Origin of the sequence: Xanthomonas sp. WCS2018Noco2-27, from assembly GCF_031843525.1 — a bacterium.
Lineage (GTDB): Bacteria > Pseudomonadota > Gammaproteobacteria > Xanthomonadales > Xanthomonadaceae > Xanthomonas.
The window spans coordinates 287,342-305,174 of the sequence record NZ_JAVTIK010000004.1; the positions used below are offsets into that span (position 1 = coordinate 287,342).

The 17,833-nt window shown below is 65.9% G+C and carries 11 protein-coding genes and 1 pseudogene; 3 read left to right on the forward strand and 9 right to left on the reverse strand.

The genetic code is table 11. The annotated features are described in order from the left end of the window. The first annotated feature begins 203 nt into the window (after window positions 1-203). Both RQH86_RS10270 and RQH86_RS10275 read left to right on the forward strand, forming a co-directional pair. Window positions 204-1,268: a N(4)-(beta-N-acetylglucosaminyl)-L-asparaginase gene (locus RQH86_RS10270; RefSeq protein WP_311238658.1), complete on the forward strand. Its 1,065-nt coding sequence runs from the start codon at window positions 204-206 to the stop codon at window positions 1,266-1,268. 23 nt (window positions 1,269-1,291) lie between these two features. After that, window positions 1,292-2,011 (forward strand): copper homeostasis protein CutC, encoded by a 720-nt coding sequence (locus tag RQH86_RS10275; RefSeq protein ID WP_311238711.1) that lies wholly within the window; start codon window positions 1,292-1,294, stop codon window positions 2,009-2,011. 594 nt (window positions 2,012-2,605) lie between these two features. Here RQH86_RS10275 and RQH86_RS10280 read toward each other — a convergent pair. Continuing rightward, complete coding sequence (locus RQH86_RS10280) at window positions 2,606-3,676, reverse strand: sialidase family protein (RefSeq protein ID WP_311238659.1); 1,071 nt, start codon at window positions 3,674-3,676, stop codon at window positions 2,606-2,608. Window positions 3,677-4,063: 387 nt separating this feature from the next. Here RQH86_RS10280 and RQH86_RS10285 point away from each other — a divergent pair. Continuing rightward, window positions 4,064-4,383: pseudogene (locus RQH86_RS10285) on the forward strand (RebB family R body protein). Between the two features lie 65 nt (window positions 4,384-4,448). On the opposite strand, the gene RQH86_RS10290 reads toward RQH86_RS10285, so the two are convergent. The 8 genes from RQH86_RS10290 to RQH86_RS10325 form a co-directional block, all read right to left on the reverse strand. Next, on the reverse strand, window positions 4,449-4,652 hold the full coding sequence (locus tag RQH86_RS10290) for a hypothetical protein (protein ID WP_115528640.1): 204 nt from the start codon (window positions 4,650-4,652) through the stop codon (window positions 4,449-4,451). Between the two features lie 569 nt (window positions 4,653-5,221). After that, on the reverse strand, window positions 5,222-7,063 hold the full coding sequence (locus tag RQH86_RS10295; protein WP_311238660.1) for a beta-galactosidase: 1,842 nt from the start codon (window positions 7,061-7,063) through the stop codon (window positions 5,222-5,224). 328 nt (window positions 7,064-7,391) lie between these two features. After that, window positions 7,392-9,734 carry a GH92 family glycosyl hydrolase gene (locus RQH86_RS10300; protein WP_311238661.1) on the reverse strand — a complete coding sequence of 781 codons (2,343 nt, stop codon included), beginning with the start codon at window positions 9,732-9,734 and terminating at the stop codon, window positions 7,392-7,394. A gap of 168 nt (window positions 9,735-9,902) precedes the next feature. Beyond that, window positions 9,903-11,366 carry a glycoside hydrolase family 125 protein gene (locus RQH86_RS10305; RefSeq protein ID WP_115513585.1) on the reverse strand — a complete coding sequence of 488 codons (1,464 nt, stop codon included), beginning with the start codon at window positions 11,364-11,366 and terminating at the stop codon, window positions 9,903-9,905. Window positions 11,367-12,150: 784 nt separating this feature from the next. Continuing rightward, window positions 12,151-13,575: a 6-phospho-beta-glucosidase gene (locus tag RQH86_RS10310; protein WP_115554344.1), complete on the reverse strand. Its 1,425-nt coding sequence runs from the start codon at window positions 13,573-13,575 to the stop codon at window positions 12,151-12,153. Continuing rightward, window positions 13,572-14,513, reverse strand: a complete 942-nt coding sequence (locus RQH86_RS10315) for a PfkB family carbohydrate kinase (RefSeq protein WP_311238662.1) — start codon at window positions 14,511-14,513, stop codon at window positions 13,572-13,574. Before RQH86_RS10315 ends, RQH86_RS10310 begins: the two co-directional genes overlap by 4 nt. After that, window positions 14,492-15,859 carry an APC family permease gene (locus RQH86_RS10320; protein WP_311238663.1) on the reverse strand — a complete coding sequence of 456 codons (1,368 nt, stop codon included), beginning with the start codon at window positions 15,857-15,859 and terminating at the stop codon, window positions 14,492-14,494. The genes RQH86_RS10315 and RQH86_RS10320 overlap by 22 nt, the downstream gene beginning before the upstream one ends. Beyond that, window positions 15,853-17,778 (reverse strand): beta-galactosidase, encoded by a 1,926-nt coding sequence (locus RQH86_RS10325; protein ID WP_311238664.1) that lies wholly within the window; start codon window positions 17,776-17,778, stop codon window positions 15,853-15,855. The genes RQH86_RS10320 and RQH86_RS10325 overlap by 7 nt, the downstream gene beginning before the upstream one ends. Between the last annotated feature and the right edge of the window lie 55 nt (window positions 17,779-17,833).

Consider the following 17,833-nt stretch of genomic DNA (forward strand, 5'->3'; position numbering starts at 1 on the left):
TCACTCCGGCTCTGAGCGCGCCATCTACGCCTACCTGACGACCACTCGCTACTTTTGGCTCGCCGCGCTAAGCCAGGCGCGGTTGTGCATGGATCCGCACCGGTTGCGCACGGCAATGCGGTTTATCCGCAGCCAGCGCTGTCGCATGATGGGAGGCTGCGGCGCAATGCGCGGCATCTGTTTCCGTCATGGAGTTCGCCTGGATGATTCAACGTCGTCATTTCCTCAAGAGCGCCACGCTGGGCGCCATTGCTTCCGGTCTGGCCGGGTGGGGCGCACGTGCGCAGGCCGCCGCGAAATCCACCGCAGCAGCACGCCCTGCGGCCTTGCCGGCGGGTGCGGCGCGAGTGATCTCGACCTGGGATTTCGGCGTGGCCGCCAATCAGGCCGCATGGCAAATCCTGAGTGCCGGCGGTATCGCGCTGGATGCAGTGGAAGCGGGTGTGCGCGTGCCAGAAGCGGACCCGACCAATCCCACCGTTGGCCTGGGCGGGTATCCGGATCGCGACGGTCGAGTGACGCTGGATGCCTGCATCATGGATCACCTGGGCAATTGTGGCGCGGTGGCATCGCTGGAAGATGTAGTGCATGCCATTTCGGTGGCGCGCGCGGTGATGGAAAAAACCCCGCACGTGATGCTGGTCGGCGATGGCGCGCGGCAGTTCGCGTTGGAACAGGGCTTTCCTAAGACCAAGCTGCTCACTCCAAGTTCGGAAGCGGCGTGGAAGCAGTGGTTGAAGACGTCCAGGTATTCGCCCGAAGCCAACGTGGAAAACCGCGCGTGGCGCGACGCCAAATTGCCCGGCGGTAAAGACAATCACGACACCATCGGCATGTTGGCGCTGGATGCGCACGGCAATCTGTCCGGTGCCTGCACCACCAGCGGCATGGCGTGGAAGATGCACGGCCGGGTTGGCGACAGCCCGATCATCGGTGCTGGCTTGTACGTGGATAACGAGGTGGGCGGCGCGACCTCCACTGGCGTGGGCGAAGAAGTGATTCGTAACGTGGGCAGTTTTGCAGTGGTGGAAATGATGCGCCAAGGCAAGTCGCCGGCCGATGCCTGCCGCGAGGTGGTGATGCGGTTGATCCACCGCAAGCCGGAATTGACGCGTACGTTGCAGGTCGGGTTTTTGGCGATGAACAAGCGTGGCGAAGTGGGCGCGTTTGCGATCCAGAAAGGCTTTAGTTACGCGGTATGCGATGCGACGCGGCAAGACCTGCTGGTGCCGGGCGAAAGCCACTACACCCAGGAGCCTGCGGCATGAGCGCAGCTGACAAGTCGGTGGCGATGGGGCTTGAGGTGGCCGCCGACTCGGTGGGCTCGGCGCTGGCCGCGCAGCAGGGCGGTGCGATGCGTGTCGAACTCTGCGGCGGGCTGGATGGCGGTGGCTTGACGCCCTCGTTCGGCACGCTGGCGGTGGTGCGGGAGCGGTTGCAGATTCCGTTGTATGTCTTGATTCGCCCGCGCGTGGGCGACTTCGTGTTCGATGCCGCCGAGGTCGAGGCGATGCAGCGCGATGTGGAGCAGTGCGTGCGGTTGGGTTGCGATGGCGTGGTGCTGGGCGCGCTGGATCGGCACGGGCAGGTCGATATGGCCACGATGCGTGTGTTGATCGAAGCGGCCGGAGCGCTGGGCGTGACCTTCCATCGTGCGATCGATGTGAGTGCCGATCCGGCACGCGCACTGGAAGACGCGATCGCGCTGGGCTGCGCGCGCGTGCTGACCTCAGGCGCGCGGGCGAGTGCGTTGGAGGGCATCGACACCATCGCTGCGCTGGTGGCGCAGGCCGCCGGCCGCATCGGCATCATGCCCGGAGCTGGAGTGTCCGAGCACACCATTGCCGCCTTGCGTGCGCGGACTGGCGCACATGAATTTCATGCCTCCTTGCGCGGGCCGGTGGCCGCACAGGTGCATGCGCCGCATGCCTACATCAGCGACCTGGGTGGCGATTACCAACGCACGGATGTGGAGCGTGTGCGGCGTCTCGTGGCGCTGCTAAGCGGGTGAGTTGTGCGTGCGTTGTGCGCAGCTGATGTGCTTTATCGATGACAACATCTCACGCTGCGGGTTGGGCAGCAGTGCCGCGAGCGGGGGAGGGGGCGTAGATTGTTTTGCCTTCTTTCTTGGGAACACTGGCGCGGAACAGACCATCAAGGGCAATGCCGATGTGCCTCTTTCCCGCTGGGAAAAGTGGGCGGGGTAATAAGGGTACGAGGCGATCGGCCGGTGCCAGATCGCAGTGCGCTGCCTGCGTTAACCCCATTATCTTTTTGAGGCCGGCAGCGCTTGCATGCACTCGCCCAACGTTGCAACGCGCGTGTTCACCAGGCAACGCCAAGCTACGCCGTACCCTCATCCGCCCCTGCGGAGCACCTTCTCCCGAGGGGAGAAGGGATCAGAACTCCGCTGCCCTCGTCAGAGCCCCCCTCCCCTCGGGAGAGAGGTTGGGGTGGGGGTAGTCACGTTCGCGGTTTACCTGCCGCGACGCGCATTCAACGTGTTTGAAGTGACGTTGAGAACACAGCAGACAGCGCGCAACACCGCGGCAGTGCTTATCGATAGCGACTCCGACGCAGCCGCATCCACCGCGCTTGTTGCGTGTTATTCGCCGCCGCCAAGCCGCGCCGGATCGACTACCACATGCTTGATGCGCTGACGCTTCCAGGTGTAGCTGATGTGCACCAGCCCGTCGCGGGTCTGGATCACCGCCGGATACGAAAATTCGTCTTTTGCGCTGTCTTCCAGCGTCAACACGCGCTGCCAGCGCACGCCATCGTCGGACACCGCCACGGCCAGGGTACCGCGCCCGTTCCACCAGTCCTTGCCGGCAATACCGGGGTTATAGACCAGGAGCGAGCGACCATCGCGCAGCGTCACCGCATCGGTGCCGGAGTTGGGGTTTTCCACATCGAGCAACTGCATCGGCTGCCAATGCAGGCCGCCATCGTGCGAAAACGTGCTGAAGAGTTTGTTCTGCTGGCTGCGGCCCAGCGCCTGCAAGCGGCCATCGCTGTGCAGCAACAGACTGGGCTGGATCGCACCGATCACGCTGGGATCGTTGAGCGGCATGCCGCGCTGCCAGTGCTCACCGTCGTCGTCGCTCCATTCGAGATGCGCACGCCAACCGCGATCTTCGCTGCTGCTTGGTGCCAGGATGCGCCCGCTCGGCAGTTGCACGGGTTTGTTCTTGATCGGCCCAAGGATGCCGTTGGGCAACGGCTGTGGCGCAGACCAATGCGTTCCATCGTCGGATGAGGTCATGCGCAGCCCCCACCATTGCCGCGGGTTGGGGCCGAGCTTGTAAAACAGCTGCACCAGGCCAGTGGTCGATTGAAACAGCACCGGGTTCCAGGCCGGCACGGTCGCGCCCTGTTTGCCGGCACGCGTGCCATCGGCGATGCGACGCGGTGGCTGCCAGTGCTGTGCGTCGCGCTGGGTCAGCCAGATGCCGACGTCGGCCGCGCCTTCGTGCGCGCCCCCGAACCAGGCAGCCAGCAGGCGGCCATCGCGGGTCTCCAATAACGTGGAGGCATGCGCCTGCGGGGTAGGTGCCGGGTCGGCAATGAACTCGCTGAGCACGATCGGCGACGGCGGCGAGGTGGGCGTCTGTGCCCCGGCGATAAAGGCGGCAAGGCTGGCAATCAGGCCAATCATCAGGCGTGGCGAAACCATCGTGGTCCAGTCCTGTGCGGATTTTAAAAATACCTATTTATTATCTCTTAAATACCATGTGCTCTGGTCATCGCAGGCGGCCTTGGTCCACTGCGAGGACCCGCGATGTCGTCACGCCCGCTCTGCCCGTTGCGCTGGCTGGCCGCCCTTGGCCTCAGCGCGCTGACCCTGCCTTGAGCCATTGCGCAAAACGTTGCCGAGGTGACTGCGACGTGCATGGCGAAGCTGCGCTGCGAGGGTTCAGGCGCGGGGTTGCACGCCGCTATCGGAAGGGCATGGTGTGTTGTGTCTTGCGGCCTGGTCCGTGTAGCACGATGCGGTCGACAGCCGCCGAGCTTGGCTGCCGGGGCACGTAACGCCGTGCGTCCGTCCACTCAGGAGCGCAGCATGGCTTTTCCAACCGCAGTCGACAATCAGATCACCGATGCCGTCACCCAGTCCAACGTCAAGGTCATCGGCGAGGCGCCTGCCATGGCAATGGGCACGATCTACCAGAGCATGGCCCAAGCGGCCGGCATCCTGTTCCAGAACGCGGTAGCGGCGCAGCAGCAACAGAACACGCTGGCGCAGGCCGCGACCAACCAGGGCGTGATGCAGATTTACAGTGTGGATACCACGGAGTTAGCCGGTGCCACCGAGACGGTTGCGCAGGCAAGCGTGTCCGATACCTGAGCAGCCTGCTGACGGTGCTCAACGCGTTTGAATAACGCTGCGGGCTGGGCGTTGGCACGCGTGCACCGCTGTTGGCAGCGGCGCACGCGTCGGGCCGTGCTTAGGCGGCGTTCTCGTCGCGCACCTGTGGCGGCAACAGTGTCTGCGGTTTCTTGGCCGACTGGGTCTGGCACAGGAACGTCATCATGTGCGCCGCTTCGGTGCTGCCCATGGGCTTGCTATGGACCTGCTCTGCAAACGCGTGCTGGGTGTGCTCCGGGGCAACGGAGGTGGAATCTTGGGCAACAACGGTGGACGACGACATGCAACGCTCCTGGAACCTGCAATCAGGCCGTCTACGTAGCAACCAAAGCGCCCCCGTAACGGTGTCAGCCGGTGATCTTGCCTGGAATATGGTCCGCCCGATACCAGGACGGCAACGGGCGGTACAGGTGCACCGGACTTCCAGATAACGGCGCGCAGGACGCGGTCTGAAGGGGCGGCAGTTGAGGCGCCTTGCACGGAGTTGGTTGGCGGTGGGTTTGACTGTGGCGAGCGATGCAGGCTGCCCTGCAGTGCGTGCGGCTTGCCCCGTACCCTCACCCAACCCCCTCTCCCGAGGGGAGATGGGCTTTGATTCCTTCTCCCCCTCGAGAGAAGGTGTCCCGCAGGGGCGGATGAGGGTGCGGCGCAACTTCGTCTGGTTGTCGAACAAACGCTTTGTGGAACGGCACGCTTACCCGCGAACGCTGGTGGGTTTGACGCGTGCAGCGCCCCTCCATCTGATACATGCGGCCCGCCCCGTACCCTCACCCCAACCCCTCTCCGGCATTAGAGGGGTTTTGAGTGTTGCAGTTGCTTGCCACCTTCTGGATCTGCGCGAAGGTGACGTCATCAGTTTTTCGGCTTGATCCACACCTGCTGTTTCAGGCCGCGCACGCTGGGGTTGGCGGTGCTGTCCAGGTCGAACACCACCATGCTGTTATCGCCCTTGCGCTGGAACGGCGCAGGGAAATACAGCGCGGTTTGCGGGCCGATGGACCAATGCCGTCCGAGATTCACGCCATTGGCCCAGGCGATGCCCTTGCCGAAGCCGTGCATGTCCAGATAGGTGTCGGTGGGCGTGCCGATGCGCAGGCTGCCGCGATGGAACGCCGGGCCTTGCACGGGCTTGCGGGTCCAGCCGCGGATGCTGTCGGGCGAGCGCATCGGTAGCGGGAAGGCCTGCCAGCCGGTGAGTTTTTGGTTGTCCAGCAGCACCGGGTCGACCAGGCCTGCGCGGCCATCTGCCATGCGCGTGCCGTAGTTGATGCGACCGCTGTTTTCGACCAAAACGTCCAGCGTGTGTTCGCCCGCCGGGATGTCCACGTCGGTGGAGACCTGCTGCAGCCGACGTTCGACACTGCCGACCGGCTTCTTATCGACATATACCCGCGCCACGTCGCGCACCTCGCCCAGATAAAGCGCGCCCTTGCGCGGGCCGGTGATTGTGGTGCGATAGAGGATGTAGCCGTAATCCTGGCCGAAATGCTCCATCGGCTGCGGGGTGTCGATGGCGATTGGTGCAGGCAGGTTGTCCCACAGCGACGCAGATTCGCGCAGTTGGGTGTCCGGCAGTGTGGCCATGGCGATCGGTGCCGGCAACGCGGGCGGTTGCACGCCGGTGACGCGCGCGATGGCATCGCGCATCAATGCGAACTTGGGCGTGGGCTGGCCGGCTTCGTCGAGGATGGCGTCGTAGTCGTAGCTGGTGGTCTGCGACGCGTAATGGTCGCTGGGATTGCCCTGGAAATTGGCACCATTCATGAAGCCGAAACTGGTGCCGCCGATGAACATGTAGAGGTTGGCCGAGTGGCCCTGGCGCAGGATCCACTCCAGTTCTTCGGTCTGTTGTTTGGCATTGGTGCTGGCGTGCGGCGTGCCCCAATGGTCGAACCAACCGGCCCAGTATTCGCCGACCATGCGCGGTTGCTCGGGACGGAACTTCATCAGTTTGTCGAACGCGCTCTTGGCTTCGCCTGGCGCAAAATTCACCACCGCCAAGGTGTCGGGCAGGGTGCCGTTGGCGAGCATGTCGGCACCGTCGGAGGTGAACAGTAGCGCCTTGTCGAAGCCGGCCTTGACGAACATGGCGCGGTTGTCGGCCATGTAGGCATGGTCGTCGTCGTAGGAGCCGTATTCGTTTTCTACCTGCACGGCGATGATGGGGCCGCCGTTGTGGTTGAGCAGCGGTTGGACCTGTTTTGCCACTGCATCCAGGTACGCCTGGCTGGCGCCGAGAAAGCGCGGGTCGCGGCTGCGCACGCGGATGTTGTCCTTGCCGAACAACCACGCGGGATAACCGCCGGCTTCCCATTCGGCGCAGACGTAAGGGCCGGGGCGCAGGATGACGTTGAGGCCTTGCGCGGCGGCTTCGCGGACGAAGGCGGCCACATCGTTGTTGCCGGCAAAATCGAACTGGCCTTGCTGCGGTTCGACCAGGTTCCAGAACACGTAGGTTTCCACCGTGTTCAAGCCGAGCGCGCGCGCCTTTTGCAAACGGTCCTTCCAGTAGGCGCGTGGAATGCGCTGAAAATGGATGGCGCCGGAGAGGATCTGATACGGCTTGCCGTCGCGCACGAACTGCGTGCCCTGCGTGCCGACGCTGGGCCAGCGCTCGGTGTCGGCGGCAATGGCGGTGACGGGAAGCGCGAACGCGAGGGCCAGGAAGAGGGGGCTGAGGGTGGTGCGCAACATGGGCGATTCTCGGCGGTGACGCATGACTGGTGACAAGCGTGGTGAATGGGGTGTTGGGTGGGGCGGGGTGTGGGTGGGGCCCTCATCCGCCCTTCGGGCACCTTCTCCCGCTTGCGGGAGAAGGGAAAGGAAGGCAGGACTCCCGCTTGCGGGAGAAGGGAAGAGCGAGCCTCCTGCTTGCGAAAGGAGGTGCGAGCGAGCCTACCGCTTGCGGGAGACGTGGACTGCAATCCGCTCGCTTACGCCAGGAGTGAGACGCGTGCCTTTAGCTTGTATGGCAGGGATCGGTCGACTTCTCTATGGGGTGAGTTGCTTGGGGCGTGCGCCGTTATGCGAACGACGGCGGTAAATCCTCCGTGTTCGCACCGAAGGCTGGATTGGGCTTGTCACCCATGGTGAATTCCAGCGTGCCACCTGCGGCCAGATCGGCGTGGCGCAGCCAGGCGCGATTGATCGGCTTGCTATTCCAGCTCAGCGATTGCACATAGACGTTCTGCGCGCTGGTGTTGTTGGCCACGATGCGCAGCGTGCGGCCCTTGCCCACATCCAGTTCTGCGCGTTTGAACAACGGGCTGCCGACGATGTAGTTGCCGCTGACCGGGTCCACCGCATACAGGCCCAGCGCGCTGAGCACGAACCACGCGCTCATCTGCCCACAATCTTCATTGCCGGACAGGCCATTGCGCGCGTCGTGGTATTGCTCGCGCAGCAAGCGGCGCACCATCGCCTGGGTTTTATACGGTTGGCCTGCATAGGCGAACAGATAGGCCACGTGGTGGCTGGGCTCGTTGCCGTGCGCGTATTGGCCGACCAGGCCGTCGATATCCGGCGGCGCATCGGCCGGCAGTTCGGAACTGGTGGAAAACAGCTCGTCGAGCTTGGCGACGAAGCCATCGCGGCCACCGTACAGCTCCATGTAACCGTACAGGTCATGCTGATTGAGGAAGGTGGCTTGCCAGGCGTTGGATTCGGTGAAATCGCGCCACTTCGCGATGTGGCCCATGCCGCGCGGGTCGAACGGTTTGGCCCAGCTACCGTCTTCCAGGCGCGCCTGCACAAAGCCGCTGTCGCGGTTGAACACGTTGCGGTAGTTGCGCGAGCGTTTGCGCAACGCGCGTGCATCGTCCACCGCGCCGGCGGCCTGCGCCAGGTGCGCGCAGGCCCAGTCGTCATAGGCGTATTCGAGGGTGCGGCTGACCGCTTCGTCCACCTTGTCGGCGGGGATGTAGCCCAGCGTGCGGTAGTACGCCAGGCCGTGGGTGGTGTCGTCCATCGCACGCTTGCGGTAGGCCGGCCACGCGGCGGCGTAGTCGATGCCGGTAAAGCCCTTGGCGTGCGCTTCGGCCAGCACCACGGCGGAGTGGTAGCCGATCATGCAGCCGGTTTCCACGCCTTGCAGCGGCCAGATGCCGACGCCGTCCGGGCATTCGTTGGCGCCGCGCACCAGGCATTGCACCAGGTCGGGCACGCGCTCGGGTTGCACCAGGGTGAGCAGCGGATGCGCGGCGCGGTAGGTGTCCCACAACGAGTAAGTGCTGTAGTTGTTGTAGCCCTTGGGCGCGGTGTGGATCTGCAGGTCCATGCCGCGGTACCGGTTGTCCACGTCGCTGAAGAGCGTGGGTGCGAGCAGGCTGTGATACAGGCCGGTGTAGAAGATGCGGCGTTGCGCATCGTCATCGCTGTCGATGCGCACGCGGGCCAGTTCTTTTTCCCAGGTCGCCACGGCTTGCGCATGCACGCGTGCGAAGTCGAAGTCCGGTAGCTCGGCGTCGAGATTGACCAGCGCGTTGTCGGCGCTGACGGCAGAGATGCCGACCTTGATCAGCAGCGGGGCATCGGAGGCATCCGGGAAGTGCAGCGCGGCCTTGAGATGGGTGCCATCGAGGCTACGGGTGTCGGCTGCCAACGGCTGGTCTTCGTTGTACAGCTGCACGCGTGCGAACGGCCGCGACAGCCGCATGGCGAAGTAGATGTAGCGCCCCTTGGCCCACTGGTAGACGCGGCGCCCGCCGGTGAGGGTTTGCGCGTCGACCACGCGCAGCTGCGCATCGCTGACGCGGGTGGGAATGCCCGGTTTGTCCTGCATGCCGTGGCACAGGTCGAGCAGCACGTGCGCCGGCTTGCCCTTGGGGAAGTGATAACGGTGCAGGCCTGCACGCGCGGTGGCGGTGAGCTCGGCATGCACGCCGCTGTCCTTGAGCCGCACGCGGTAATAGCCGGGCGAGGCGGCTTCGTCGCTGTGATCGAAGCGCGAGCGGTAACCAGCATCCGGGTTATCCAGCGAGCCAGGCACCAGCTTGACCTCGCCGGTGGCCGGCACCAGCAGGAAATCAAGCATGTCGCCGATACCGGTGCCGGATAGATGCGTGTGCGAAAAGCCCATGATCGAGCCATCGGATTCGTGATAGCCCGAGCACGAATCCCACACCGCGTTGTAGGTGTCCGGACTCAGCTGCACCATGCCGAACGGTAGCGTGGCGCCGGGGAAGGTGTGGCCATGACCACCGGTGCCGATGAACACATCGACATGGCGGGTCAGCTCGGCACGCGTGCGCGCATCGGCGGGCAGCGCGTAGTTGCCGGCGCGTGCGCGGGCTGCGCCGGGCAGGCCCACGCTGCCGAACAATGCTGCAGCGATGGCGCCTTGGAGAAAACCGCGTCGTGTTGCCATGGGGTGTTGTCTCTGAATGTGCGGGCCGATGCCGGGGCACCCTCATCCGCCCTTCGGGCACCTTCTCCCGCAGGCGGGAGAAGGAAGGAGTCCAGCGCTTTGGATAGCAATCAAACGCTTCGAGTAGCAATCAGGTGCTTCGGATAGCAATCAAGCGCTGCGCGGTGTTCAGGCGCTGCGCAGTAGTTGGGGTTTGCGTTGATGCAGGTCGATGATCAGTTCGCCGAACAAGGTATTGGCCCAGGCGAACCAGTCGCGGGTAAACGTGCTCGGGGTGTCCTTGTCGAACGCTTCGTGCATGAAACCGGTGCCGGCGTGGGTGGTCTTGAGCCACTGCAGGCATTGGCGCAATTGCGCGTCGTCGTCGCTGACCAGCGCGTATTGCACGATGGACATCGGCCAGATGGTGCCCATGCCGCTGTGCGGGCTGCCGACGCCTTCGGCCGCGGTGCCGCGCGAAAAATACGGGTTGCGTTCGCTCCAGGCCAGCTGGCGCGTGCGCAAAAATACCGGGTCGCGCCGATCGCAGCAGCCCAGGTACGCCAGGCTGAGCAGGCCGGGGGCGTTGGCGTCGTCGATAAACAGCTGATTGCCGAAGCCGTCCACTTCGAAGGCCCAATAGGCTTGCCCATCGGTATCGCGCAATTGCCCGAACTGGCGCGTTGCGGTTTCCACTTCATCGGCCAGTGCGGTGCACTCGGCGGCGAAGGCGGTGTCGCGATGCAAGGCGGTGCTCATCGTCGCCAACTGCCGCAGCGAGGCCACCGCAAACAGGTTGGCTGGTACGAACAACGGAAACACGCAGGCATCGTCGGACGGGCGGAACATCGAGTGGATCATGCCGTTGGGTTTGGTCGGTTGGCCGTAGCCTTCCAGCACCAGGGTTTCGGTGGCCAGCGGGGAGGGGCGCTGGAACACGTACGGGCCGCGGTTGTCCTTGCGCTGTTGTTCGCGGAAGGTCTTGACCACTACGTGCATCGCCTCGCGCCAGTCGTCGTCGAACGGAGCGGTGTCGCCGGTGGCGCGCCAGTATTCGTGCGCGATGCGAATGGGGTAGCACAGCGAATCGATTTCCCACTTGCGCTCGCCCACGCCGGGCTTCATTTCGGTGATGTCGTTGAGCGACCACTTCAGGCGCTGGGTCTGGCCATCGGGCAGGAAGGCGTTGGCATACGGGTCGAGCCGGATGCACGCGGCCTGGCGTTGGATCAGGCCATGGAACATGCGCCGTAACGCGGGGTCGCGCTTGGCCAGCGGAACGTATGGATGCACCTGCGCGGACGAATCGCGCAGCCACATCGCATGGATGTCGCCGGTGATGACGAAGGTGTCTGGCTTGCCGTTGCGGGTGCCGGTTTCCACCGTGGTGTCGAGCGTGTTGGGGTAGCAGTTCTCGAACAGCCAGGCCAGTTCCGGGTCGGCGATCTGCGCCTTGATCTGCACGATCTGCTGCTCGACCGCTTTGCTGACGAAGCGGCGCTGCGCCTTGGGCGGGCGCTTGCTGACGAAGGCGCCGCCGGCCGTGGAAGCGCCGGCGGCAGGCGCGGCCGCGAACGCGGGCAGGGCGCTGGCCAGCAGGCCGGCACCGGCGCTGGCGCCCAGTAGCTGAAGGATGTCGCGGCGGGTATGCATGACCTCAAGACTCCATGGATTCGACCTGCGATCCGCATGACGGTGCTCCCTGCGCTGGCGGCTGCGAGACGGCAGCCTGGGCGATGAGACCTATGCATGACCAATTCCCGATGACCATACAACGTGTGCGTCGAAACTGCATAGTGCGTTTGCACAATTTTGGGGGTGCGCGCGCCGCCGGATGCCTGCCAGGCCATGGCGGCGCGGCCTGGCTGGAACATCTGCGGATAGCGGCGTGGTGCTTGCCACGCCACGCCGATATCCGCAGGATGGCTCCATCACCCAGCCGCATGCCCGCGCCAGTGCGCCGGGCCGGCGTAGTGGCCGTCGTTGTCGTGGTCGTGCCCGAACAAGGCGTCCAGCGTTGGCGTGGTGCCTGCCACGCCGACATCCGCAGGCCGGCTCCATCACCCGGCAGCATGCCCGCGCCAATGCGCCGGGCCCGCGCAGTGGCCGTCGTGGTGGTCGTGCCCGAACAAGGCGTCCAGCGTCGGCGTGGTGCCGGCCACGCCGATATCCGCAGGCCGGCTCCATCACCCAGCCGCATGCCCTCGCCAGTGCGCCGGGCCGGCGCAGTGGCCGTCGCGTGGGCGTGGTCGTCCAAGGCGTCCAGCGTCGGCGTGGTGCCGGCCACGCCGATATCCGCAGGCCGGCTCCATCACCCAGCCGCATGCCCGCGCCAATGCGCTGGGCCGGCGCAGTGGCCGTCGTCGTGTTCGTGCCCGAACAAGGCGTCCAGCATCGGCGTGGTGCCGGCCACGCCGATATCCGCAGGCCGGCTCCATCACCCGGCCGCATGCCCGCGCCAGTGTGCCGGGCCGGCGCAGTGGCCGTCGTCGTGGTCGTGCCCGAACAAGGCGTCCAGCAGGCGCTGCGATGGGCCCCACTCGCCGATCGCCGGATGGATCAGCATGGCCTTGCAGGCATCCCGATGGCTGCCGCTGAGCGCGGCGTCGATCGCGGCGTGCTCGTAGGCCTTGAACGCACGCACCAGGCCATGCACCGCGTCCGGCAGGGGCGCGGCGGGAATCGGCACGATGCGGTCGCGGTCGATGTCTGCGGCGATTTCCACCACGTCGTCGTCGGCCAGCTCGGCCATTGCGCCGCGGTTGCGCACGTTGACCACGTGCCGGCCCGGGCGTGCGCCGGTCAATGCGCTCATTACGTCCACCGCGATGCGGTGATAGCCGGTGCTGGCGCGGAACGGATCCGGCTGCGGCGCCAGATCCGGTGCGAACGCCGAGCCGGCTTCGGCTTCCAGCTTCATGTACGAGCCGGAGCGCTGCGCCAGGTAGGCGGCATAGGTCTGCACCGCGCCGGCGTTGTCGCCAGCCTCCAGGCGGCTGCGCAGGTCGGCGATCAGGCTGCGGTTGAGCCGCTCGATCTCGCCACCGCGGCTGGCTCCGCTGGCGCGCTGGTTGTCCAGGGCGCGGCGGCGTTCGTAGAAGAAATACAGGTACTCGGTGGGGATGAGCCGCAACGCGCGCAGCATTTCGACATCGAACAGCGGGGCTAGATACAGCTGACGCAGGATGGCGTCGTCGTCGAGGATGCGATCCATGATGTCCTGCCCGCGCAAACGCACCGCACGTATCCAGCCCAGGTGATTGAGGCCGACGTAGTCGCACTCCACATCGGCGGCCGGCTCGCCCAAGGCGCGCGCGATGTTGTGGAACAGCTCCACCGGCGTATCGCAGATGCCGACCACGCGCGCGCGGGTGTGCGCGGTGATGGCCTGGGTGACCAGCCCGGCCGGGTTGGTGAAGCTGACCAGCCATGCGTCCGGACTCAGCCGCTCGATCATGCGCGCCTGCTCGATCGCCACCGGCACCGTGCGCAGCGCCTTGGCCACGCCGCCGGGGCCAGTGGTCTCCTGACCGGAATAACCATGATCGATGATGGTTTTTTCATCGGAGGCGCGCTGGGCGATGCCGCCGATGCGGATGCTGTTGAGCACGAAGTGCGCGCCTTCGATGGCCGCTTCCAACGACGTTGCGGCATGCACCTGCAGCGTGCCGCCGGACTCGGCCACGATGGCGCGGCCCATCGCCACCATCAAGGCCAGACGCTCCTGGTCGGGGTCGTACAGCACGATCTCGCGGGCGCCGAGTGCTTCGGCGGCTTCGTTGACGCCGTACACCACCAATGGTGTGCGCACGCCGCCGCCGCCGATCAGGGTCAGCTTGCGATTGTCGACAGAACTACTCATGGAACGTCCTCAGTGGGGGAGAAAAGGGGAGAGAGGGAAACCAGGCCGTCCAGTGCGCCCAGCGCGCTGCAACACGCCGCGCCGCAGCGGCAGCCCTGTTGGGCAGCGGCGTCCAGTGACCGCCCTTGCAGGGACGCGGCGATGAAGCCGGCATCGAAGGCATCGCCGGCGCCGGTGCTGTCGCGCAGCTGCACCTGGGGCGCGGCAATCAGACGCGCACCGTCGGCATCGACCACCATCACGCCGGCAGCGCCTTGTTTGATCACCGTCTGATGCAGGCCTTGCGCCTGTGCCCAGGCACTGCAGGCGTCGGCGCCGTCGCCGCAGCCCATCAATGCGGCTTCCTTCTGGTTGGGCAGGAACCAGGTCACTGCGCGACAGGTGGCACGGTTGGCTGGGTCGGCGAGCCATTGCGGGCTGAAGCCCACATCCAGCGAGGTGCTGCAGCCGGCGCGCGTCAGCTGCGGCAATAGCGTGCGCGCCACTGCGGCCGGCAACGGCAGCGCGAAATGCACATGCGTGGCCGCGCACAGGGCGGCGATGGTGTCTTCGCGCAGCAGCAACGCGGGTAGCTCCGCATTGGCGCCGGCATAGGTGAAGAACGAACGGTCGTCCTGCAGGGACACGCTGGTGGTCACGCCGGTACCGCTGAGCGCGTCGATCAGCCCGTCGGCCGAAACGCCAAAGTCGCCCAGGCGCTGCACGAACAGCGCGCGATCCTGCGCGCCGATCGCACCGATCACACGCACGCTGCAGCCCAGTTGCGCGAGTGCGCAGGCGGTGATGACGGTGCCGCCGCCGAGTTCGCGCCGGTAGTGCTGCGCGAACGCTTCTTCGCCAGGTGCGGGCCAGCGTGCGAAGCCGCTGAAGATATGGTCGAGATATACCTCGCCGACCACCGCGATCTGCGCAGTGCTCATTGCAGCTGGAACGGCCATGCGCGCTCCCTCCGTGCCTGGATCAGATACACCGCGCTACCCACGCACAGCGCCAACACTGCCGCGAGCAGGCGCCGTCCCGGGCTGGTGGCCAGCAGGTAGAGCCAGCCCACGACGCTGATCAGCAGCGGCCAGGGATACAGCGGCATCGCAAACGCACGCCTGCGACGCTTGCGCCGCAGCAGCACCACCGCCAGGCATTGCGCCAGAAACTGGAACAGGATCTGGATGATCATCAAGGTTGCGATCAAATCCTCCAGCGAGAGCAGGCAGGCCAGGGTCGAGGTTGCGCCGACGAACAGCAGCGACACCGTAGGAAATCCACCGCGCGGATGCAGCCGCGCGAACACCGCGAAGAACTGCCCGGCCGCAGCGGCCGCATACGGCACCCGCGAATAGCCCAGCAGCACCACCAGCGCCGAGCCCCATGCCGCCAGCGCGATCAGTGCCACCGCCACCGTGGCGCCGGTGGGGCCGTAGATGGTCTGCATGAAGTCGGCCATCACCGCCTTCGACTGCGCGGCCTGTTGCCACGGCAGCACGCCGAGCAGGGTGATGTTGAGGCCCAGATACAGCAGCGCCACGATCGGGATCGAGAGCAGTACCGCGCGCGGAATCGTGCGCCGCGGCCTGCGGATTTCGCCGCCGAGCATGCACACGTTGTTGTAGCCGCCGTAGTCGTAGACCGCGATCAGCGCCACCGCGCCGAAGCCCAACCAGAACCCATGTGGCGATGCAGGGCGTGCGCGCAGAAACTCTGCCGCGATGCCGGCATCGAAATGCAGCACGCCGCTGCCGATGATCCACACGCAAGCGCCGATCACCACCGCGCTGACCAGCAGCGACAGCACCTGTACCGAGCGCACTTTGCGATACAGCAGCAGCGTGTTGAACGCGCAGAGCGTCATCGCGATCGCGGTGAGCTGGGCATGGCCCAACCCCGGCATCAGGAAGGCCAGGTACTGCGCGCAGCCCACCGCCGCCGAGCCCACCGACAGCGGCGCGGTCAACAGCGTCTGCCACAGATACAGAAAGCCGAACAGCCGCCCCCAGTGTTCGCGCCCATAGGCCTCGCGCAGATAGTGATACGGCCCGCCCGAGCGCGGAATCGCCGCGCCCAGTTCGGCCCACACCAGTCCATCGCACAGGCACAGCAGCGCACCGGCGACCCAGCCCAGCAACACCGCCGGCCCGGCCAGCTCCGACAACGCCAGCGGAATGGTGATGAACGGGCCGATGCCGATCATGTTGAGCAGGTTGGCCGACAGGGCGCTCCAGACGCCGAGCGTGCGCGGCGGTGCAGCGACGGGCGTGGCTGATAGTGGCGCGATGGGAGCGGTCAACATGTGTAGCGCTCTGGGTGTGCGAGTGCCGCGACAGGGGGCGCGTTGTGTGCCGAGGTCAGCCCATCGGCGCAGTGGATGGCGGTGGGTTCCAGTTGATGCAGATCCAGCACCAGCACTGCGTTGTTGCCCGGCTGCAGCCATGCGCCAGGGCAGAACAGACACTGCTGCGGGCCGATGTTCCAGTAACGCCCGAGCAGGCGGCCGTTGATCCACAGATAGCCTTTGCGCCACTGACCCATGTCCAGGTAGATGTCGCCGACCGTCTCCAACGCGATGTCGGCAGCGAAGAACAGGCCGGGCCGGGTGGGTGCTGCTTGTAGCGGGCGGAGCGTCGGCGCGTGGTCGCCGTCCAGCGGCAGGCCCTGCACCTGCCAGTCGTGCAGCTCCTTGCCATCCAGCTGCACCGGGCCGAGCAAGCCTTTTGCATCGCCCAAAGCCGGGCCGAAATTGATATGCCCGAAGCTGTCGACCAACACTTCCAATGTGCGCTCGGTAGCGGTGGACGGCGGCAATGCCAGCTGCGGGTCGCTGTGCAGGCGTGCGTGCTGCATGCGCGACACATGCCCAAGTTCGGCACCGTCCAGATGCACCACCGCGTAGTCGTGCACTTGCCCCAGGTGTAGTTGCGCACCGGCTGCGATGCGACGCCGGTACACCACCAATCCAAGGTTCTGCTTGAGCAGGGTCTGGTTGTCGGTGGGCCGCTCGGTGTGTACGGGGTCGACACGCAAGTTGTCCCACAGCGCTGCCACCGGGCGGGCAGTGACTGATGCAAAGCGCGCGCGCGGCGGCGCAGCCGGTATCGGCGGCAGCGATGTGCCGAGATGCGTTGCGATGATCCCGCGCAGCGCCATGTAGGCGGGTGTGGCACGTCCACCTTCGTCGATGGGAGCGCTGTAGTCGTAGCTGGTCAGCGCCGGTTGGAATTGCGAGCCGTCGTCTTCTGCATTGGCACCGGCGCTGAGGCCGAAGTTGCTGCCGCCGTGCACTACGTACAGATTGAACGAGTAACCGGCGGCCATCAGTTGCCGCAGCATCGGCGCGTAATCGCGCCGTGCAACGTCGTCGTCGCCCCAATGCGTCAACCAGCCCGGATAGCCTTCGGCCACCCAGACCGGCGCGTCGCCTGCGAACTGCGTGGCGGCCTGCAGATCTGCCATGTCCGCACCATCCAGGCCCAGTGCCGCACCAGGCAGATAGGCCTTGCGGCGACGCAGATCCTTCAGACCCTCGGCCAGGGAGAATGGGCCGGCGATGCCGTGCGCGCGCCAGAGCGCGGCCAAGGCCTGCAGGTAGCCCACATCGGTGCCGTGCATGTTGTATTCGTTCTCGATCTGCAGCATCAGCACCGGTCCGCCCGCGCTGGCCATCAGCGGTGCGATCCGTGGCGCCACTGCGTCGATGTAGCGCTGCACCGCCGCCATGTAGCGCGCGTCGGTGGCATCGCGCAGGCGCATGTCCGGCTCGCGCAGCAGATACGGCGGCAGCCCGCCCAGCGTCCACTCGGCGCAAACGTACGGGCCGGGCCGTAGATACACCCACATCCCTTCCTGCTGGCATAGCCGGATGAAGGCGGCGAAATCGCGCTCGCCGGTGTCCAGATCGAACTGCCCCGGTTCGCGTTCCAGCGCGTTCCACATCAGGTACAACGCGATGGTGTTCAACCCCATTGCCTTGGCCATGCGGATGCGGTGCAGCCAATCGGCGCGCGCGATGCGCAGCGGATGCATTTCGCCGCTGCGCAGCTGCCAGGGCTGCCCGTCCAGGGTGAACTGGCCGTGCGCGAATCCGAACGCATGCGGCTGCCCATCCGGTAGCGGCGCCGGCAGCGCGGTGCGCGCCGGCGATCGCAGCGCTGGTGTGGCCGCCAAGCCCAACGGGGCGAACAGGCCGAACGTGCACAAGGTCCTGCGCTTCATCGTCTCTCCAGCCGAAAGGGAAGGCGTCGCCACGCCGCCACCGGCGACGCGGCGT